The 21,427-nt window shown below is 56.5% G+C and carries 17 protein-coding genes and 1 tRNA gene; 5 read left to right on the top strand and 13 right to left on the bottom strand.

What is annotated here, in order from left to right; all coding sequences use genetic code 11:
- Positions 1-118 precede the first annotated feature (118 nt).
- The 4 genes from PHD44_RS02850 to malQ all read left to right on the top strand — a co-directional run bounded on the left by PHD44_RS02850 (position 119) and on the right by malQ (position 5,160).
- Positions 119-241, top strand: a complete 123-nt coding sequence (locus PHD44_RS02850; RefSeq protein ID WP_300186763.1) for a hypothetical protein — start codon at positions 119-121, stop codon at positions 239-241.
- Positions 242-719: 478 nt separating this feature from the next.
- Entirely contained in the window at positions 720-1,988 is a 1,269-nt protein-coding gene (glgC, locus tag PHD44_RS02845; RefSeq protein ID WP_300187954.1) for a glucose-1-phosphate adenylyltransferase, read from the top strand.
- Complete coding sequence (locus PHD44_RS02840) at positions 1,988-3,688, top strand: glycoside hydrolase family 57 protein (protein ID WP_300187866.1); 1,701 nt, start codon at positions 1,988-1,990, stop codon at positions 3,686-3,688. Before glgC ends, PHD44_RS02840 begins: the two co-directional genes overlap by 1 nt.
- A gap of 41 nt (positions 3,689-3,729) precedes the next feature.
- Complete coding sequence (gene malQ, locus PHD44_RS02835) at positions 3,730-5,160, top strand: 4-alpha-glucanotransferase (protein ID WP_300187952.1); 1,431 nt, start codon at positions 3,730-3,732, stop codon at positions 5,158-5,160.
- Between the two features lie 55 nt (positions 5,161-5,215).
- On the opposite strand, the gene PHD44_RS02830 is transcribed toward malQ, so the two are convergent.
- From PHD44_RS02830 to PHD44_RS02770, 13 genes are all read right to left on the bottom strand, one after another.
- Entirely contained in the window at positions 5,216-6,487 is a 1,272-nt protein-coding gene (locus tag PHD44_RS02830) for a DUF4010 domain-containing protein (protein ID WP_300187864.1), read from the bottom strand.
- A gap of 587 nt (positions 6,488-7,074) precedes the next feature.
- Positions 7,075-8,280, bottom strand: a complete 1,206-nt coding sequence (locus tag PHD44_RS02825) for an ABC transporter permease (RefSeq protein ID WP_300187862.1) — start codon at positions 8,278-8,280, stop codon at positions 7,075-7,077.
- Complete coding sequence (locus PHD44_RS02820; protein ID WP_300187860.1) at positions 8,280-9,002, bottom strand: ABC transporter ATP-binding protein; 723 nt, start codon at positions 9,000-9,002, stop codon at positions 8,280-8,282. Before PHD44_RS02820 ends, PHD44_RS02825 begins: the two co-directional genes overlap by 1 nt.
- A complete protein-coding gene (locus PHD44_RS02815; RefSeq protein WP_300187858.1) occupies positions 8,999-10,285 on the bottom strand; it encodes an efflux RND transporter periplasmic adaptor subunit in 1,287 nt (428 codons plus the stop codon). Before PHD44_RS02815 ends, PHD44_RS02820 begins: the two co-directional genes overlap by 4 nt.
- Positions 10,282-11,739 (bottom strand): efflux transporter outer membrane subunit, encoded by a 1,458-nt coding sequence (locus tag PHD44_RS02810; RefSeq protein WP_300187856.1) that lies wholly within the window; start codon positions 11,737-11,739, stop codon positions 10,282-10,284. The genes PHD44_RS02815 and PHD44_RS02810 overlap by 4 nt, the downstream gene beginning before the upstream one ends.
- Positions 11,740-12,157: 418 nt before the next feature.
- Positions 12,158-14,860: a DEAD/DEAH box helicase family protein gene (locus PHD44_RS02805; protein ID WP_300187854.1), complete on the bottom strand. Its 2,703-nt coding sequence runs from the start codon at positions 14,858-14,860 to the stop codon at positions 12,158-12,160.
- Positions 14,857-15,066, bottom strand: coding sequence for a hypothetical protein (locus PHD44_RS02800; RefSeq protein ID WP_300187852.1), 210 nt, complete (start codon positions 15,064-15,066; stop codon positions 14,857-14,859). Before PHD44_RS02800 ends, PHD44_RS02805 begins: the two co-directional genes overlap by 4 nt.
- Positions 15,063-15,317, bottom strand: coding sequence for a DUF2442 domain-containing protein (locus PHD44_RS02795; RefSeq protein ID WP_300187849.1), 255 nt, complete (start codon positions 15,315-15,317; stop codon positions 15,063-15,065). Before PHD44_RS02795 ends, PHD44_RS02800 begins: the two co-directional genes overlap by 4 nt.
- A gap of 75 nt (positions 15,318-15,392) precedes the next feature.
- Positions 15,393-15,662, bottom strand: a complete 270-nt coding sequence (locus PHD44_RS02790) for a DUF4160 domain-containing protein (protein ID WP_300187848.1) — start codon at positions 15,660-15,662, stop codon at positions 15,393-15,395.
- Positions 15,663-15,664: 2 nt separating this feature from the next.
- A complete protein-coding gene (locus PHD44_RS02785; RefSeq protein WP_300187846.1) occupies positions 15,665-17,704 on the bottom strand; it encodes a site-specific DNA-methyltransferase in 2,040 nt (679 codons plus the stop codon).
- Between the two features lie 170 nt (positions 17,705-17,874).
- Positions 17,875-17,949: transfer RNA gene (locus PHD44_RS02780), tRNA-Val, on the bottom strand.
- Positions 17,950-18,251: 302 nt separating this feature from the next.
- A complete protein-coding gene (locus PHD44_RS02775) occupies positions 18,252-19,571 on the bottom strand; it encodes a hypothetical protein (protein WP_300187844.1) in 1,320 nt (439 codons plus the stop codon).
- 12 nt (positions 19,572-19,583) lie between these two features.
- Entirely contained in the window at positions 19,584-20,972 is a 1,389-nt protein-coding gene (locus tag PHD44_RS02770; protein WP_300187842.1) for a YihY/virulence factor BrkB family protein, read from the bottom strand.
- 101 nt (positions 20,973-21,073) lie between these two features.
- On the opposite strand from PHD44_RS02770, the gene PHD44_RS02765 reads away from it, so the two are divergent.
- Positions 21,074-21,427: bifunctional hydroxymethylpyrimidine kinase/phosphomethylpyrimidine kinase (locus tag PHD44_RS02765; RefSeq protein ID WP_300187840.1), on the top strand; the 354-nt coding region annotated here is incomplete at its 3' end.

The following is a 21,427-nucleotide window of genomic DNA, read 5'->3' as shown; positions in this document are numbered from 1 at the left end:
AAGGTATCCCTTATGGTCAAACTGTTCAACTCTGGCATTGACCGCGGCTTTTATGGGAGTGGTCTGGGAATCTGCCGGTGAGCTAAGGAACCTCTGATTGAATCCCTCGTGAGCCGAGTTGCTGATCCAAAAGCCGCAAAACGAGGCAGAGGCCGCAGGTCGTAGTTTACGCTACGATGCCAAGGCCGATAACGAAGTGTTGCGGCTTTTGGGCGGCAACCCGCATGGGACGGGCTTTTGAGGGCGATTTTACGCGTAGCTGGCGGAAGCCCGCTGTGTTGCGCCGCTCACGAATGGAATAACCATTAACGCGAAGCTGGCGCAAGCCCGTTTCGCGCCGCGCCTTGCGACTCATCCCTCAAAAGCCCGTCTCGGACACGAAGGATTCAATCAGAGGTTCCCTAAAACAATCGATGAATCTCAATCATTGATACCTTCGATAGTTCTTCCTGTCCCATTGTCGATCATGGTGCGAGTCAATGAGTAGATCACCTGTCGATCCAGTCGATCGATCCAGGCGAACGATCTGGGCGAAAATGAATTGAAATTTATTTTCCATTTTGGCTTGACGGTCATGTTCCAAGGATAGGATTATGACCCAAAGAGCCTGAATGATGAGATTTGATTGCGTTTGATCAGTAATCTTTTTGCGGTATTCATGAAGGCATAACGCGTTTAGTTGACGATCATTAATTGAGTGACAAAGGGATGTATTTATGTTGATTGATAGCCCCAAACGATTAGTCAGTCGGATCACACGCGATACTTTGGCTCTGGTTCTGTCGGGGGGGCGTGGATCACGCCTCAAGCAACTCACCGATTGGCGTGCCAAGCCTGCGGTTCCCTTCGGTGGAAAGTTCCGGATTATTGATTTCCCGTTGTCCAATTGCGTCAACTCAGGGATCCGACGAATGGCCGTACTGACACAGTACAAGGCCCACTCACTCATCAAGCATGTTCAATTGGCCTGGGGCACAAACCGAATGGCTCGTGACGAGTTCGTGGAGCTGCTTCCGGCCCAGCAGCGGATCAACGAACAGTCCTGGTACAGCGGCACCGCCGATGCCGTGTACCAGAATATCGACATCCTGCGTACCCATGATGCCGAGTACACGCTCATTCTGGCGGGTGATCACATCTACAAGATGGACTACGGCCCGATGATTGCCTACCACGTCGAAAAAGGAGCGGATTTGACCATCGGCTGTATCGAGGTGCCCGTGGATGAGGCCAAGGCATTCGGCGTGATGGGTGTTGCTGGGGAGGGGCGGGTCAACATGTTTCTGGAGAAGCCCGATGCCCCCCCTGAAATACCGGGTAATTCCGGCAAGGCATTGGCGTCGATGGGCATCTATGTCTTCAATACCAAATTTCTGTTCGAGCAACTGATTTACGATGCTGATGATCCACATTCGGATCACGACTTTGGTAAGAATGTCATTCCACGAGTCATTAACCGATATCAGGTGTTCGCTTATCCGTTCCGGGATGTTCAGAACAATACCCAAGCCTACTGGCGGGATGTGGGGACCATCGATTCTTACTGGGCGGCAAACCTTGAACTGATTGGCGTGACCCCCGATCTGAATCTGTACGATACCGACTGGCCGATCTGGACACATCAGGAGCAATTGCCGCCCGCCAAATTTGTGTTCGACGATGAAGATCGGCGCGGGATGGCTGTTGACTCCATGGTCTCTGGTGGCTGCATCATTTCTGGTGCCCTGGTGCGCCATTCCCTGCTTTTCTCCAATGTCATCGTCAACGAACATGCGTCGGTCGAAAACTCCGTGATCCTGCCGAATGTCGTCGTCAACAAGAAAGTCAAGATTCGCAATGCTGTTATCGATAAGGGCTGTGTCATCCCTGAGGGCATGCAGATCGGCTACGATCCGGTTGCCGACAAGCAGCGTTTTGAGGTGAGTCCAAACGGGATTGTGCTGGTGACCCCGGACATGCTCGGACAACGCCTACACATGGTGCGCTGATGAAACACAAGAAGTTACCCGTCGTTCTGTGCTGGCATATGCATCAGCCCGAATACAGAGACCCGCGGGATAAAATCTACCAGCAGCCGTGGACTTATCTGCACGCCATCAAGGACTATGTCGATATGGCAGCGCATCTCGAGCATCATCCCGGTGCGCGCGCGGTCGTCAATTTCGTGCCCATCCTGCTTGAACAACTCGACGATTACTCGGCTCAGATTGCGCAATACCTTGAAACTCGCGAGATATCCAAGCTGCGTGATCCGTTGTTGGTCGCTTTGGTCGAACCCGCAGAGATTACGGACTCCGCTGCTCGGATGACTGTTGTACGGGCCTGCATGCGTGCCAATGAAGATCGATTGATCCGCCGTTTCGAGCCATTCAAGGATCTGGTTGATCTGGCGCGTTCAATCTCTGCAAATACGGAGAACGGCCATTATCTGAGCGATCAGTTCATGGCCGACCTGGCCGTGTGGTATCACCTGGCCTGGATGGGCGAAACGGTTCGGCTTGAAAATACACTCGTTAAACAGCTCATGGCCAAGCCCATCGGGTTTGACGGCGACGAACGTGTTCAACTGCTGGCGCTCATCGGTTCCCTGATTGCGGGGATTTTTACTCGCTACCGGGCGTTATCGGAAGGAGGGCAGGTTGAGCTGTCCATGACGCCTTATGCACACCCAATCATGCCGTTGTTGCTCGATATAACCGCCGGCAAACAAACCTGCCCGCACGATCCGCAGCCGCAGCAGGTGAGTTATCCCGGCGGTGCAGATCGTGTGCAGTGGCATTTGCAGCATGGTTTGGATGTATTCAAGCGCTTTTTTGGTGTTCATCCCACAGGTTGCTGGCCCTCTGAAGGCGCGGTTTCCGAACCGACGGTGCATGAATTGGCTAAAGCCGGTTTCACATGGCTGGCCAGTGGCGATCAAGTGCTGACCCACTCATTACAGAAGCAGAAGATGGTCGAAAGCGGTTGTCGTCACCGGGTGTGGCAGTTCGATGCTTTGTCGCCGGCACTCTTTTTCAGGGATGACGGTCTCTCCGATCTGATCGGGTTCGATTACCAGAAATGGCATGCAGATGATGCTGTTGCCGACTTTATCACCCACTTGATGAAGATTCATCACGATTGTCAGGATGACGACGCCGTGGTCTCCATCATTCTCGATGGTGAAAATGCCTGGGAGTTTTACCCCCACAATGGTTATTGGTTTCTGGATGCCTTGTACAAGGGATTGAGTACGCACCCGGATATCGAACTCACCACGTTTTCCGACGTAGTGACCAAGACTTATCAACGCAAGACCTTGCAGCACCTTGTTGCGGGGAGTTGGGTGTATGGCAATCTGACGACTTGGATTGGAAGCCCCGCCAAGAACCGGGCCTGGGATATGCTGATCGAGGCACGTCTGGCATTTGTGAAAGCACAGTCCATCGGGCAATGGGATGAGCAAACCGAGGCGCAAAATCTCCAGCAACTGGCCATCTGCGAAGGTTCGGACTGGTTCTGGTGGTTTGGCGATTACAACCCGGGCGATGCCGTTCGAGATTTCGACCACTTGTACCGCTTGCAGTTGACTCGATTGTACGAGCTTATCGGTGCGGATGTGCCTGCCAACCTGTCTGTTCCACTGTGTCTTGGCGTCGAGTCAAACTCGACAGTGGAAGCGGGTGGTGTGATGCGACGTGGCCAATAATGGGTAAAGAGCCGACCAAAGAGAAAAAAAATTTGCCTGAAATGCCTTGTGCCCTGCGAAGAGCAGGCGTTCTGGCCCCGGTGTTCAGCCTGCCATCGGGTGATTTTGGCCCCTCGGTGGATCAATTCCTGGCGTTCATGAACCAAAGCCGCCTGACTGTTTGGCAGGTGTTGCCGCTCGGGCCGCCGCTTATGGACGGTTCCCCCTATCAGTGCGCATCTTCTTTTGCGATCAACCCGGCATTCCTGTCCGACGCGCTGTTGCTCAATCCCGATGATTTCGACCCTGTCGCCACGGTGTCCGAACGAAGAGTAGGGCGGGGCGCCTTGCCATCCCTGTTGGCCGAGTTCGAGCAGTTCTGTCGTGCATCGTCCAACTGGCTTGATGATTACGCCTTATTCATGGTCATCAAGTCCCATGAACAGGGGCGGTCGTGGCTGGAATGGCGACCGGCATGGCGAGATCGTGATCCGGCCTCCCTTGAGGCTTTTGCACGGGATCATGCGAAAGCGGTTCATGCCATACAGTTCGAACAGTTCCTGCTGGATCGCCAGTGGCGGTGCATCGTAACGAAGGCGCACGAACTCGGCATTTTGATTTACGGTGACCTGCCGATTTTTGTGGCCGGTGATTCGGCCGACGTTTGGGCGAATCGGGCGTTTTTCCAACTGGACGAACGGGGTTTGCCCACCGAGGTGGCCGGCGTTCCGCCCGACTACTTCTCCGCAACCGGGCAGCGCTGGGGGAATCCGCTCTTTGACTGGTCCCGCATGGCGGCCGATGGGTTCTCCTGGTGGAAACAGCGAATGGCCCGCCACATCGACATGTTCGACTGGGTGCGAATCGACCATTTTCGTGGGCTGGCGGCGTACTGGTCGATTCCCGCTCATTGCGATACCGCGATCGATGGCCGCTGGGTCGAAGCGCCGGGTGCCGCTTTATTGACAGCCTTGAGCGAGGCTTTCGGCGGTGATCTGCCCATCATCGCGGAAGATCTGGGTGTGATCACCGAAGATGTTACCGCTTTGCGCAAGGCATTCGGTATGCCGGGCATGCTCATCCTGCAGTTCGCTTTTGATAGCGACGACGATAACCCCTATCTGCCCGCGAATCACCAGGCCGATTCGGTCGTGTATACCGGAACGCATGATAATGATACGACGCTGGGCTGGTGGCAGTCACTCAGCCCGGATGCACAAGCGCACGTGTACGACGTGCTCGAGCAGCAATTGAATCTGTCGAGGTCAGAGCCGATGCCGATGGCGCTTATTCGTGCGGCCATGGCCTCGGTTGCTCGATTGGCCATTATTCCCATGGCCGATTGGCTGGGGTGTGATTCGAGCGGGCGAATCAATACGCCGGGTACACCGACGGGTAATTGGACCTGGCAGTTTGAGCGTGCCGCCATGAGTGCTGAATTATCGCAACGTATCCGCGCTTTGGTGACAGAGTATCAGCGCGACCCCGGCTGACACTGATGTGTGGTTCATTTGAGCGCGTTGGGCGCCTACCGGTTGTCCACACACGCTACCTCAGAAACAGAGCGATATAGCCCAGCGACAGCAGAAAGGTCGCGGCCAGCCAGGCTGCTGATCCAAACAGGGCCGGATTACGCGACAGGGCGACCGTATAGCCTGCTTTCAACAGATTGTTGCTGCCGCTCGCAATGAGGATGGCGATTTCCAGGGCGTTTTCACTCACGTGAAATTTTCCGTCCAAAAGCGACAGGATGAAAGGATCGATGTCCGTAAAACCGACCATGAATGAAAGCACGTGCAAGCCACTCACGCCGTAGTCGGTGACGACGAAATGCGTAATGGTGGCAAAAAATACAAACAGGAAGGCGAATAGCAAGGCCGTCGAGAATTCGAGCGGGTGGCTCGGTGGTGCTTCGGTCTGCGGCTCCGCATCCACATTCACCCTTCTGAATTGCCACCAGGCAAGCGCCGCTGTACTGAAGATCAACAGGGCGAACGGGGTGGCAATAAGGGTGGCTGTTTGTGCATGCCCCAGCACGACAATCAGCACCCAGAGTCTCAGATACATCATTGTCGTGGCCAGTAACACCGCGACACCGATCAGACGAGCCTGAGGTTCGGGCTGTTTCTGTGCGCGTCTACCCAGCACAACTGTAGCTGCCGTGCTCGAATACATACCGCCGAGGATGCCCGTCAGCAGGACGCCACGTTCCGGGAAAAAATAGGTTTGGGCCAGATAGCTCAAATAAGAAATCGCCGATACGACAATCACCGCGAACCAGACCTGATGCCAGGTTACGTCGATAAATCCAGCGATCTGGCGATCTGGCAGCAGGGGCAAAACCACCCCCGCCATCAGGAAGAATTTGACCAGTGTCAGCGCTTCGTCGTGTCGAAAGGCATCCGAAAACCGTCGGATGCCGGGTTTTTCGCCCAGCAACAGCAAGACCACGACCATGAAGACAATCGGCAGCCATAATGGGCCGTGTAGAGACAGTGGGCCGAGTAGATAAACCACAAGCGCAATCAGTGTGCTCAGGAGTCGATCATCCTGAGCTCTGGTTAGCCGATACCAGTAGGCTAAAGACAGCAACGCACCGATGACCAGCAAACCCACGCCATAGGCGACAAAGCTCGGGTCAATGACGGTTAGCCCATAACCGAGAATCGACAGCAGGGTCAGCGTGCGCGTTGTGCCAAAACCCAGATCCTTGTTGGCCGCGCGACGATAGCTATGCCACTCAAGCCCGATGAGAAACCCGAAAATCGACGTTTCCAGGAACGCGACCAGTAAGGGTGAAAGTGAATTGATTGAGCCCATGTGTGTTAAATCCGAAACGGTTTCGCTCATCATGGCCGCAGCGGGTGGTGACGGCAAGCGCGCGAACTGACACCAGGATGAATAATGGACAGGAGGCCGTGCCAAGAAAGAAATGCCCATCAGAAATGCTGATTGAACGTCTCGTCGAAATTTTGAAGGTGATTTATCGTTCAATCACTGGGTGATGGGCTTCGTTTTTGGGTGAAAAGTAAAGCAAAAAATTGGTTTTATCGAAAAATTTTCTCTTGACAGTAGTGAAACTATGCACAGCGGAAGTCAGGGCATGGCTGGAATTCAAGTTCAAGTATCGACTTTACTTAAAATCTACATTGTCTACTTAATATATTGAATTTATTGTATATATTTTCGATTGGTCATATTGGTGTAAAAATAACCAGAAGCGGTAACTGCTTGATGGGTTGTGGCCTGGGAAACTTTATACCCAAGGTTATCCACAGTTTTTGTTGATAACTTTTATGCTCGTTTTCCGTGCAGGATCGTGAAAGCCGAATCCCTCAAATCGCTCACGCTTACCAAGCGGTGAATCATCATGGGGCAGGCGTGCGAGCGCTTGAAACTTCACCGGATTACTCATGACGGAGCGCCTCGATGGGGTCGAGTCGTGCTGCCTTGCGTGCCGGAAAATACCCGAAGACGACCCCCACGGCGGCTGAAAATAGTGCAGCCAGGGCAACAATTCCTGCATTGAAAACAAAGGGGATGTGCAAAGCGCTGGCCAGCGCGATTGATCCGCCAAGGGCCAGGGCAATACCGATCAGACCGCCAAGCGAGGATAAAACAATCGCTTCAACCAGAAACTGGAGCAGAACTTCCCGCTCGAGTGCGCCGATCGCCATGCGGATACCAATTTCACGCGTCCGTTCGGTGACGGACACGAGCATGATGTTCATGATCCCGATGCCGCCCACGAGCAGGCTCACCGCCGCAACCGCCCCCAGTAGGGCTGTCAGAATCTGGGTTGTTCCCGTGAGCATCTTGGTGATTTCTTTCATATCCATCACGTTGAAGTCGCTTTCCCCGGCCGGTGGTATATGACGGCGCTCACGCAGAATCTGCTCGATATCCCGCTTGACCCGGTCTGTCGATACACCCTTGGCGGCAGAGACCTGAATAATGTTCACATCCTGATTGCCGGCGATGCGGCGCTGGAATGTCCGAAGCGGAATCAGGACCAGATCATCCTGATCCGTGCCCATGGTGGATTGGCCTTTGGCATCCAGAACACCGATGACCTGACAGGCCATTTTTTGCAGCCTGATCCGGTCACCGATCGGGTCCTGACTGCCGAACAACTTGGATTTGACGGTGGCGCCGATAATGCAAACGGCCGCGCCGGAACGAAGTTCACTGCTGCTGAATCGGCGTCCGTCCTGTATGGTCCAGTTCCGTGCAGCGAAATAGTCGTCCGTGGATCCGCTCACCATTGTCGACCAGTTCTGGTTGCCGTACACCACCGTCATGGCGCGCGAGGAGGCGGGTGCTACGGCCGCCAGGCCCGGAACTTCACGGGCAATGGCTTCGGCATCTTCCACTTTGAATGCGGGCGCGCCGCTGATCTGTCCCGGCCCCATGCGTTTCCCGGGCGTGGCAATCAACAGGTTGCTGCCGAGACTAGCGATCTGCTCACTGACCTTTGCCGTGGCACCGCCGCCGAGCGTCACCATCACGATCACCGCTGCGACCCCGATGACGATACCGAGAATGGTCAGGAACGAGCGCATCACGTTGCGTCTGATTTCGCGTAATGCCAGCAGAAAGGTATTCCACAACATCATGCCGCTCCTGTTTGAGCGGTGTCGCTTTCGACCAAGCCATCTCGAAAATGGATGACACGCCGCGCATAAGCTGCCATGTCCGGTTCATGCGTCACCATCACCACGGTAATGCCCTTGTCGCGGTTGAAGCGGGTAATCATTTCCATGACTTCCTGACTGCGAGCTGTATCGAGGTTGCCGGTTGGCTCGTCGGCCAGCAGGATGGCGGGGCGTGTCACGATGGCGCGCGCAATGGCGACCCGTTGTTGCTGTCCGCCCGAAAGTTCGCTGGGCGTATGGTGCTCCCAGCCGTCCAGTCCCACATCGGCAAGTGCCGCACGTGCCCGATTGTGGCGCTCTGCAATCGGTATGCCCTGATAAATCAGCGGCAACTCGACATTTTCCAGAGCGGAGGTTCGGGCCAGCAGATTGAAACCCTGGAAAACGAACCCCAGTTCGTGGCGTCGCAACAGCGCCCTTTGGTCGCGGTTCAGTTGCCCGACTTCGAAGCCTCGGAAACGGTAGTTTCCACTGGTGGGTGTGTCCAGACAGCCGATGATGTTCATCGCGGTGCTTTTGCCCGAGCCACTGGCACCCATGATGGCCACGAACTCGCCTTCTTCAATCGCCAGATTGATGCCGCGCAGGGCTTGCATGGACGCGCTGCCCTTGCCATACACTTTGGTTACGCCTGCCAGTTCGAGCAAGGGGCCGTGTGTCGGTGCGGACGCATCACTCATTTTGTCTGCTCGTTCATGTCGACAATCAGTGGAGTGCCGGGTTGCAGCGCACCTTCCGTAATGGCGGTCATGATGCCGTTCGTCTGCCCGGTCATGACATCGATCGGTTCAGGTTTTCCATCCTTCAATATCCAGACGCGCTGCTCCTTGCCTGTCGGTGCCTGCATCGAATTCTGAGTGGAGCGCGGAGGGCGTGGCATCAAATTGGAGATCAGACCGCCGCTACTTTTGGTTGTTGGCATCACAGGCGGTGAAAAGCGCAGTGCCGCATTCGGTACGAGCAGCGCGTTCTTGTCTTCGTTGACCAGAATATGCGCGGTGGCCGTCATTCCAGGGCGCAGCAGAAGATCCCGGTTGTCGACCTTGAGAATGGTTTTGTAGGTCACCACGCCGGAAACGGTTTGCGAGCCGTAGCGCACCTGGGTGACTTTTGCATCGAAATTTCGATCAGGATAAGCGTCCACTGTAAAACGGGCGGGCTGTCCCACATGGACCTGACCGACATCTGCCTCATCGACATCGACCTGCAACTCCATCTGCGTGAGGTCTTCAGCCAGTGTGAACAGTACGGGTGCCTGGAATGAGGCCGCGATGGTCTGGCCCGGTTCCACGTTGCGATTGAGCACGATGCCATTGATGGGCGAACGCACAACGGTTTTGGAAAGATCGGTGCGGTTGGCGTTTTGCACCGCCTCGCTTTGCACGACGCTGGCCCGTGCGCTGGCAAGGTCTGCCTTGGCCCGGTTATAGGCGGCCTGTGCTTTGTCGAATTCGAGTTTGGAGGGCACCTTGCCGCCGCTCATCTTCCGCACATCTTCCAGTCGGGCGAGCTGGCTCTTGGATTCCTGCACCGTGGCTTCGGCCTGTTGCACCCGCGCGCGCGCCGCATCAAGCGCGGCGGTGGACTGGCGTAACTGGGCTTCGAGCTTGGTCGGGTCCAGCAGGGCGAGCGGTTGGCCGACCTTTACCTTGTCGTTGTAGTCGACCAGCACTTCCTTGATGGTTCCGGAAACCTCAATCCCCACATCGACCTGATTGGTCGGTGCCAACGTGCCCGTCGCCGTCACTTCAACCGTGAGATCGCCGCGTTGCACCGGCTGGGTTACATATTGGGGCGTGTTGGTTTCCTGCCCTCGAAACAGCCTATATCCGGCGACCAGAACGACAACAGCCAGCACGATGAGCAGCCAGCGTTTCCATCGGCTACCGCCGGATTTTTGCATGAAAATCGGCGCTCGGGCGCTTTCGGCACCAGCAGAAGGTTGAGGTTTGGTCGCGCTCATGGCGTGATCTCCGAAGAAGAAGTGAGGTCAGGGGCGGGTGGGTTCGCGACCCAGCCTCCACCCAGGGCTTTGTAGAGTTGAATCAAACTTGTGCTGACAGCCGCTTCGCTGGTGGTGAGCAAATCCTGCAGGGTCAGCAGGCTTCGTTGCGTATCGAGCACCGACTGAAAGTCGATCAGGCCTGCGGCATATTGGCTCTGCGCCAGCGCTTGTGCACTTTGGGCCGCGGCGACCGCCCTGGTCAATGCGGCACGACGCTCTTGTTCGCGTGTATATGAAATCAATGCATTCTCGACTTCGCCAAAAGCCGTGAGTACGGTGGATTCATATTGAGCCAGCGCTTGCGCCTGCAGGGCATTCTGGATCTGGATGTTCTGATGAATCCGCCCGGCATCGAATAGCGTCCAGGCTGCATTACTGCCGAGCGAGAAGGTTCTGGCTGCGGCCGTGAACAGGTTGCCTGTGGTCAAGGAAGCCAGACCGATACTGCCCGCCAGAGAAAAGTCCGGGTACTGGGCGGCCGTTGCCACACCGATTTGGGCGGTCTGCGCCGCCAATTGCCGTTCAGCCCGGCGAATATCCGGGCGACGACGGAGCAGATCGGCCGGAATACCCGTATTCATCATGGCATCGGCCCGGGGAATCGGCGCGGTGGCGAATGGGGGCAGGTCTTCGGGGTTGATGCCGAGCAGTATCGCGATCTGGTTCTTGGTTTGGGCCAGGCTGGTTTCCAGCACGGGAATCTGGGCACGGGTCTGTTCCAGCGCGGAGGTTGCCTGTTCCATGTCGAGGCGGCTGGTCAAACCCGCCTGATAGCGCCACTGGGCCAAATCACGGGTTTGCGTCTGGATGGCGAGATTGGCCTTGGCAACAGCAAGCCTGGCCGCATAAGCGCGCAGATTCAGGTAGTTGACGCCCACCTCGGCCGTGAGACTGGTCTGAACGGCAGACAGATCGGCTTCACTTGCCGCAACTTGTGCCGAGGCCGCTTCAAGAGCGCGCCGTTTCCCGCCGAAGATATCCATTTCCCAGCGCGCATCGAAACCCGCGCTGTACTGGTTGTTGGTAAGCCCAAAACCGAGTTCCTGACTGCTGCCATTGCGGTTGGCCGAAGCGTTCGCTCCGAGCGTCGGGAATCGATCCGCCTCGGCAAACCCGCGCCTGGCGCGGGCTTCAAGCAGACGGGCTTCTGCCTGTTTCAGATTCTTGTTGTTGGCTAACGCACGCTCAATCAACCGATTCAGAACCGGATCATGGAATTCGCGCCACCAACGAGCCAACCCGGCGTTATCGACGCTGGATGGAGCGGCGTTTGATGTTGGCGTTTGCCAGTTTTTCGGTACGGGAACCGTCGGCCTCTGGTAATCCGGCCCGACTGCCGCGCACCCGGAAAGCATCAAGGCTGCCGATAAGACTGCGGTAATGTGCCTTGGATAGAGGTGTTTGAGGTTCAAAAGCGGATCACCTGCTGGAAGCCAAAATACTTTAAAAATTATACCGTATAAATTTCTTGAACAGGCTTTTGTGTATGGGTACCTCGAAAAACCTACTGAACGCGGGCTTGCGCCTTCTGCGCATTAAGCTGGCGGCAGCCCGTGTGCTCGTTTACGCGCAGGTGGCGTAAGCCCGCGACGGTTTTTCGAGGTGCCCGTATGAAGTCTAGCGATTACAGATCTCGCTTAATTCCCTCCTTACAAAGGCGGCGCATTCGTTCAAATACCTGCCAACTCACCCCCCTTTCGCAAAGGGGGCAGGGGGGATTTGCCGAATCATATCCGCTGCCCGAAGTAACGCTGCATTCGTGCAGATTACCTTGCGGCCTGTCGGGGTTGAGGCATCGCGGCGCAAAACAGGCCGGGCGAGGGCAAGCGTTTACTTCAGTGCCTCCTCAACCCAATCCCAACGCTTGTCCTTGACCATCACGAACCGGCATCGGCCTTCCGACAGGTTGGCCCACAGGCCACCGATCAGGCGATCATCCTCAGCCCCGCTCCAGCGATCGGCGCCCTTGTATTCCACCGCCAGAATCACGCCGGGCTGGTCTGCTTTGCCGGGTAACTGGCACAGAAAATCCGGATAGAACCGGCCATCGGCCTTCTGCAAGAAAAATGAACTGCCTTCGCGTAGCACGAGGTTGCGCACCCAGAACTGGATGCGGCCCTGCTGCGCCCACATGTCCAACTGGCAGGCGCACTCGAATTCTTCCTTGCTGTCGAAGTCACCCATCCGCCCATAGAAATGCTTGCGAAAATCGAAGTGGCCGAAGCGCCCGTCGTAATCGCGGCTGGGGGCGTAGGCCTGCGCGTGAAACTCAAAGGCGTATTGATCGGTCACCGCCACCCGCATGGCCGCATCGTCAGCGAATAGCGCCTGCCGGAATGCCTTGCTGATGGCCTGCTTGCGCAGTTCGCGAATACGCGCCTCGATCAGGTTGCGAATCAGAAACTTCTGCAGGTTGGCACGTGCAAGCGTGAAACTTTCCCGGCGCAACAAATCGGTGAGCCAAGCCGCGACAAAGGCCTGCTTGACTTGATGCGTCAGCGACGGCTCGGGCAGGTTGCGGCACAGCCAGGTGGCAAGGCGCACCTCGTTCCAGTTCTCCGGTTGATACACGAGGCCCAGATCGCGCTGCAATTCGGGCAGAAAGCGCGAAACAACATGGCCGCCGGCATCCACATCAATCTCGCCGCCTTCCGATACCTTCAGCGCCGCGCCCAGGGCCGTCAGGTCATCGGCCGTCGGTGCGGCATCGTAGGGCGAGAGATCCCACGGATATTCGAGCACCTCCGGGTCATCGAACAGCGCCAGTTCGCCCTGCACGCGCAAGGCCAACTGCGGCACCCGGAAACGCTCGCCCAATTCGGCGGGTGTCTGGAAGAATTCAATCGCCGTGGTGCGGCTGACTTCGGCGGCTTCCACAATCGCTGCCGCAGCGGTTTCGGAGGTCACCGAGGCCTTGAGTACTTCGGCCTCATCTTCCGTGAGCGGCGTGCTGATGGTCAGCCGATTGAGCTTGCCGTCCCAGCTCACCTTGTCGCGCACCGGCTTCGGCACGCTCTTGAGGTCGGGCTTCTCAGTCAAGGTGATCGCCACCGGCCGAACGATCACGCGCCCGGCATGACCTTCCAGATCAAGCCGCGCCTGCTCAGGCAGAGCGGCAGTAACGAACTCGCTTACTTCGCGCCGCTCGAACCCAGCACCGGCAACCAGCCGGTCACGCAGTGCGCCCGCCGTCTCGGCAAAATGGCGAGACACCACAAAGGCATAGGATTGATTCAATGCCTTCGCCTGCCGATGAGCCGCATCCGGCTGGCGCAACACGCGGCCGAGCAACTGCTCCACCGCCGTGGCCGAAGACAACGAGGCCATGCTCACCAGAATGTAGGCAAACGGGCAGTCCCAGCCCTCTGCCAGCGCCTTCTGGGTGATGATGAATTTCACCGGGCAGGTCGGGTCGGACAGCCCCAGCTTGTAGTCGGCGTCGATCCGCTCCAGCCCCCGTTCCTCGCCGGTCGCCACCACAATTTCGCTGGCGGGAATGCCGTGGTTGGTCATCAGCTCGTTTTTTACCTTCTCGAAGTCCAGCGTTTCGATGCCGGACCGGCGCGGTTCCGATTGAATCAGCACCAGCGGGCGCAGGTAGGGCGCGCCAGCCCGGCGTTCTTCATCGGCCAGCTTGTGCAGGGCGTCGCGTCGGCCAATGGCATCGGCCAGACACTGCTGCCAGTTGGGTTCGGTTTCCAGCACCACCGGCAGCTTGATCATTTCTTCCGCCTTCAACTCGGCGGCAGAAACGCTGTGCAGTACGTTGGTCGGCGTGCGCGTGAGGTCGGGCGTGGCGGTCAGCTCCATCACCCCGCTGGGGCGGAAGCGGGCCAGCATGTCGAAGGCGAGTTCCGTGCGGCTGTTGTGCGCCTCGTCCACCACCACGAACGGGCGGCGCAGACGCAACACATTAGCCAGCGAAAACGGCGTGGTTCGTTCGCTGCCCTCGCCATCGGTCAGCAAGGCGTCGCGCTGGGCGGGCGACAGGTTGTCGAAGTGATGCATCAGCGCGCCGCTACTCTGGTACACCTTGCGGCATTCCTCCTCTTCCACCTGAAACGCCTGTCGCGTGGCGACGATCACCGTGGTCGAGGTATCCAGCGTGGCGCGGGTCACGCTCTTGGCTTCTTCCAGATCCAGCACCGTGATCGGGCCCGCCTCGCGCAGTGCGGCGTGATACGGATGACTGCGATTCTTCAGCGCCTTGATTGTCTGCTCGCGGATCGGCTTGCTCGGCACCAGCCACAGAATCACGCTGTACTCGGTGCGCAGCAGGTGCGTGTTGACGAGTTGAATGCTTTTCGCCGCCAGCCAGGTCTTGCCGCCGCCCGTGGGCACGCGCAGACAGAAATACGGCATATCGGCCGGAAAGCCTGCCAGCGGGTTGTACGGGTTGCCGCGCCCCCACAGGCGTTCGGTGGTGGCGGTGAAGGCAATGGAAGGCGAGGGCAGCTCAAAGCAGGCCTTGAAATAGGCTTCCACGCTGTCGAGCACCTGCTGCTGATAGATTTTGGGGGCAAAGGCACTCATGGTGCATCCTCGTATTGCGTCGGGATTTCTTGCACCTCGTTTCGGTTATTGCCGGGGTATGGTTTGATGCGCGCGATCACACCTTCCCGACAGACGATCAACTCGGTACCTGTTTGCGCAGCCAGTTCACCTGCGCACAAAACGGTACTGTTCGCTTGATCGATGCTTGTCGTGTTTATTGCTTGATCGGGTGCAAGCATGCTCATGCAACCGGCTCCGAAATGGGCTGCCCGCGCAGGTACAGCGTGTCTGGCGACAGATCAATCTCGTCAGTCCATACCACAGTGCCATGCTCCACATGCGCACGCTGAAAAAATGCCGGGTCTTTCAGGGCTGAAAATGCTGGATACTGAAGATAGCTGCCCATGTTGAAGCGGCGCCATTCGCCGGTTGCAAACTGTGCCATCAGGGTGTAATCCGGCAAAGGCTGAACCTGAATCACATCGGGGGTCATCATCACGCTCCTTAGAACCTGTTTACGATTTCGATCAACGGATGCAATGCGCCGTTCAGCGAGATCATAAACAGGTTCTTACCGCAAGGGGTCAATTTTGAAAGGGGTCTGCCCGGTACTGGCCAAATGCCAGTCGGCCATCAGCTCATCGCGATGGATCTCAAGCCAGGCTTGGAGCAGCTTCATCTGCCGACTCGGCAATTTGCCATCCAGCAACTCTCCGTCGGGAATTTGAATCACCGCTTTGAATTCGTTGTAACGCACATGAATGTGCGGGTGATGATGTCGATCCGTATCCAGCACGTACATCGCCACCAAAATTCCGTAAAACATGCTAATGGTAGGCATGATCAAATCTCCAGCGCGTAAGGGGTCTGCTTGAAGGTGATGCCCTCGCGCGTGGCGCGCGCACCCATGCGGTTGGCGGCGGCGTAGATCACTTTCGGCCCGGCGAACTTCGGCAACACATCGAACACCGGGCCGGTGAGCACATTGCCGCCACCGACCGATTTGTCCTTGAGGATGCCGTTGTAGAGCAGATAAATGGCGCGGCCTTCATGTACACCCAGCAGTGGCGAGCGCGCTTGCGCCCCCACCCCCGGCCCCTCCCCCACAAGGGGGGAGGGGAGACCGGCGCCCTCGCCTTCGAGGAGGGCTGCGATACTGGCTCCCTCTCCCTCAATGGGAGAGGGTTGGGGTGAGGGTGAGCTGGCTCCCTCTCCCTCGATGGGAGAGGGTTGGGGTGAGGGTGTGAAATTAGCACCCCCTTCCCATCCTTCCCCCGTGAAGGGGGAAGGGGCAATCGCTCCCTCTCCCTTGATGGGAGAGGGATGGGGTGAGGGTGAGCTGGCTCCCTCTCCCTCGATGGGAGAGGGATGGGGTGAGGGTGCGAAATTGGCACCCCCTTCCCATCCTTCCCCCATGAAGGGGGAAGGGTCAATCGCTCCCTCTGCCTTGATGGGAGAGGGATGGGGTGAGGGTGAGCTGGCTCCCTCTCCCTCGATGGGAGAGGGTTGGGGTGAGGGTGAATACCCGCTGCCGGTTTCAGCAAACCAGACAAATTCGGCCAACTGCGCAAAGGTCACGTCGCGGCGAATCTGGCCGTCGGCATCGAACAGCGGTTCGGCAGACAGGCGGCAGAACTGGAAGCCACCGCCAAGACCTTCGACAGCCTGACCTTTGGCGTTGGTGTAGCCCTCGGCCACCCGCCTGACCCGTTCGCGGGTCACGTTCTGCGCAATGTTTTCATCCATCTCGACCAGAATAAAGCGACGGTTGCCGCCATCTTCGGCATTTTGTTTGAGCACCGCATGACCCGTGGTGCCAGAACCGGCGAAGCTATCCAGAATCAGCGAATCCTTGTCGGTGGCGATTTGCAGGATGCGTTGTATCAGGCGGGTGGGTTTGGGGGTGATGAAAACATCATCAGAGTTTCCAAAATCTACTAAATTGAGAAGCTCTCTTTTTCCTTCTTGTGTGTGGCCAACTTCGCTATAAGGCCACAAACTCATAGGAACAACTCCCTGCTTTACTTCAGATAAGAATATTTTTGGGGCAGGTACATTGTTTCCTTCGGCACCCCACCAAATGCGACCGTCTCGATCCAACTCACGAAGCTTTTCCTCTGAAATCCGCCAATATGAACCCTTCGGTGGCCCCGGAATTACACGGCCTGACGGGCAAGTTACTGGATAGGTACCTTTACTGTAAAAATTTCGTGCAGCCATATTATTTGGCCGCCAATTGCCGCGCGGATCGTTGTCGGGATTCTTGTATAGCTTGTCCTGTTTGTCCGATCTTGGAATGAGGTGTCGAATCCATTTTTCCACTTTTAATGCATAAACAACTACATAATCATGGGCTTCTGAAAAGTGGCGTGCTGAGGCTTTGGGTGCGTAATTCTTCTCCCAAATCACAGTTTCAATGAAATTGTTTTTCCCAAAAATCTCATCCATTAACAGCCGCAGTGTCGCCACTTCATTGTCGTCGATGGAAACGAAAATCGCGCCATCCTCGCGCAAAAACTGCTTCAGCAGCACCAGCCGCGGGTACATCATGCACAGCCAGCGGTCGTGCCGATCCAGCGTCTCGCCTTCCTTGCCGACCACTTCGCCCAGCCACTTGCGGATCTCCGGGCTGTTGACGTTGTCGTTGTACACCCAGCCTTCGTTGCCGGTGTTGTAGGGCGGGTCGATGTAGATGCATTTCACCTGCCCGGCATAGCGCGGCAGCAGCGCCTTGAGCGCGTGCAGGTTGTCGCCCTGCACGATGAGGTTGCCGCTGTCGGCAGCGCCGCAAGACAGCTCGGGCACCGGCTCCAGTAGGCGGAACGGCACTTCCTTGTGGTGTTTGACGACGGCTTCTTTGCCGATCCAGTTCAGTGTGGGCATTCAGTCCATCCCTCCATGCGATCCAGCTAAAAATGCAATGCTGCACCTACGTGCATCCACATGCTCGGCACCCGATATGAAAAAAGCCTCAAAACGGCTTTATAGCTCAGTTTGAGGCTTTTTTGTGTTGATATATTCAAGCATCATCTGAAAAGCTTGAAATAATGATCTGGTAGTCGCGAGTGGGATCGAACCACCGACCACCACCATGTCAAGGTGATGCTCTACCACTGAGCTACGCGACTATTAAAAGTAGGACGCGAATCTTACAGAGCACTTTCATAAACGTCAAGGCATTGTTCCAGCGCGCTTTGAGCTGATTTGTAAAAGCCATCTCGATGCCTTCGTCATTGCATCCAAGCCCGCTAAAAAACCACTTTGAATGGCTCCGGGCTGACGCCAGCTTAATGCGGGCTTGCGCCTGCTGCGCATTAAGCAGGCGCAAGACAGCGTTCAGTAGGTTTTTCGAGGTGCCCAATGATTGTTTTAAAGAGGATGTCAGGGCTGAATTTAGGATTTTTCAGGTTGAGGTTTTATGAGCTTGCACTCAAGAACTTGATGAAATAGATAGCCACCGCAGAAGCCGGGCTGAGTATCTGACGACCTTTTCCAGCAGCCAGATGAAGGGAAAAAGCAGGATATAAAACACGCTCGTCCACCCCAGCAGTAAGGAAAGCCAGGCCGGTGCGCCCAGCAGATTTCCCAGATGCACGAACAGGCTGGAGAGCAACTCGGGGTGGGTGATGACGATGTAGGCGGTGGCAAGCCAGGCCGCTTTTCTCAGGAAACCGGGCGCGAGACCACGCGCCAGTATCCCCGTTCGTTCGACCCATCCGACTTTGGCGGCCTTGGTTAACCCATCGGCTGTTTTGCCTTCCTTGGCTGCAAGTTTCCCTGCTTTGGTTGTAGCGATGGCTTCCACCGCCTTGCTCTCTTTGGCTGCTTGCACGCCAGCCTTGCCCAGCTTCAGCAGTTTCAATCCCGCTATGACCGGCAAGGCATCGACAGCGGCCCAGCCGATGTCTGCGGCTGTGATCTTCTCGTTCAGATCCTGTTTTCGTTCGACATCGGCGATGCCGCTGGTCAGGAAACGCCCCACATCCTGGGTGATGCGATCCGTGGTGTTCCAATGCGCGTTGCCCGCGCTGTCGATATCAAACTGTCCGAGAAAGTGGTTTCCTTCCAGATGAATATCGTGGATTGCCGCCCAGCCGCGTTGTTCGGGCGTGAGTTCGCTAAGTGGTTTCGCGGGTTGATCATCCGGCAAGGCATTTGTCGGCTCAGAACCCGTCAGGTTGCTCCACATGGACTTCGACTCTTGTGCAATCGATGATGCGGTTTGCGTGATGGCGTTGAGGGCATTGAGGCTCTGGATGGAATGCGTGATGAAATAATCGATGACCGGGATGACGTCCGGGCCGAATCGCTCAAGGATGTTTTGGAAATCCGGGTTTTGTCCGTACCAGTCCAGTATCCGGGGTGTCTGTTTCGGGTATTTTTGCAATGCCAGCCACGCTTGCATGGTGAGTGCCTGATTTTTCGAGTAGCTGAGCAATTGCGCCTGCACGAGCGGTGGCTGTTTCAAGACTTCTTTACCCAGATAACCCAAACTGTTTTCAGCCTGTATGCGCACAAGCAGGTCGTCGTAGTCCAGATGGTTTGCGTGATAGGCAACTGTGCTGGCCGCGAGTACGGCGATCAGGGCGAAGGTCCATAGTTTTCGAGTCGTCAGAAATGGCGTTGGTCTGCGGGTGCTGGCTTGATCGGACTGCGTATTGCTGTCTTGGTTTTCCATTTCCAATTCGACTGGATTTGCGTCGGCCTGATTTTTTGACTGACGGGGTAACTCGGAGGAATGGATGGACATGATTACCCTGTCCTACTTGCCTATTGGATTTGCTTGAAGATCGGTGGGCCGGGGTTTTATCGAAGTTTCGACAGATGGTTCATCCGCATGATTCAAAGTGAAATCAAGCCTACCCAAGGTTTGTTCGATTAATTGCTGCTCAGCGTCCATCCATGCGCGTGTGACGGGATAGAGCTTATGGCTCCGAACATCGGGTTGACCCCACAAAGCCGCCCGCACTTGTGCCAGATTGAGTCGATCAGTCGGCATGGCCGGTACCCAGCCTTCTCGCTGTTGGGTAACCACAAGATTGATCAGCCCGCCTTTGGCCAGTTGTTCCAAGGCTTGCTGGGTGTCGTCCGGATCTATGGACAGCACTTCGAGCAGCGTGTGTTTCAGTTCATCGGTGCCGGGTGCCGCTTTGGCGTTATGAAATTGAGCTTCGATTCGGGAAAGGGCTTCAAGCGCGGCAGTCATCAAGACGAAAGGATGATTCTCCTCGGTTTTTTCACGGATCGGGAGTTGTTCTATGTTTTGCCACGCGTATGAAACCGTGGCGCCCAAAAGTACAATCATCCAGGCCAGTTGCAGCCAGACCATGAACAGGATCAGCGAAGCAAAAGCCGAGTAAATCGCGGTGTACTGCGTGGAAGTGGCGATCATGCTGCCGAAGGCCAGACCAATCCCATTCCACAAAATCGCAGCCACGACACCGCCCGCCAACGCGGAAGAAAAACGTACCGACGTATTGGGCACCATGGCGTAGATGAAGGTGAATACGGCCACCCAGACCATGAACGGTACCAGCCAGGCGATCGACGCGAGTGCGTCCCGGAATACGGAATGTTGCGTGAAGTCGGTCACAAAATGGTTGGAAAGCAGGCTGGCCGTGAGGCCGGTGGCAGCCAGCACGAGCACGGGTCCGACCATCAGAACCGTCAGGTACATTGGAAAACGGGTCGTGATCTGTCGGAGTTGCAGGACATGCCATATGCCGTTGAATACCGATTCGATTTTCTGCATGAGTGTCACGACGGTGAAAAACAGCATGGCGATACCCACTGCACCTAAGACCCCGACCTTGATATTGCCGACGAACGTCAGGATTTGTGTGGTAAGCCCTTCGGCAGAGCTACCCAGCGGTTCGAGCAGGGTGGTGAGGAAGGGTTCGATCACCTGATCGGAGCCGAAAGCCTTGAGTACCGAAAAGCTCACGGCAAGCAACGGTACAAGCGAAAGCAGGGTGATGTAGGATAAACTCATGGCGTTGAGTTGCAGATTGCCTTTGAACGCTTCACGGCTGATATACAGGCCGATGCGGCCGAGGCGTTGCCCGATGCGGTGATAGCGCCGGTGTGGTCTGGCATGCCAGATCCAGCGTTGGGCGGCGGTTAGCAGGCCCATCAATGATACGTTTTTCATAGACTCTCGTTCGGGCGATCCTAACGGTTCTGGCGCTCTAAGCTACTCCAAACGCAGCCAATTTGCAGTACCCTTTTCTCAAGTACAACTGATGGTGAATTATGAGCAAGTCTGATTTGAGCGTCCCGGTCGTTCTCGTTTTTTCCGGGCACGATCCCAGCGGCGGGGCGGGTGTTCAGGCGGATATCGAAGCAATCATCAGCCAGGGCGTTCATCCTGCCACCGTGATCACCGCACTGACGGTTCAGGACACGGTGAACGTGAGACGCTTCGTGCCGACCGATTCGAGCCTCGTGATCGAACAGGCGCGCGCCGTGCTGGAAGACATGCCCGTGCAATGCATCAAAATCGGCATGATCGGCAGCGTGGCGCTGGGCGAGGTGATTCACAGTATTCTCACGGATTATCCGGATATTCCCGTCCTCCTCCATCCGGTTTTGATTGCCGGCGGCGGC

It is taken from the genome of Halothiobacillus sp. (assembly GCF_028710545.1).
GTDB lineage: Bacteria > Pseudomonadota > Gammaproteobacteria > Halothiobacillales > Halothiobacillaceae > Halothiobacillus.
Note: the sequence above shows the minus strand (reverse complement) of the source record. Positions and strands in the feature narration are given on the sequence as shown.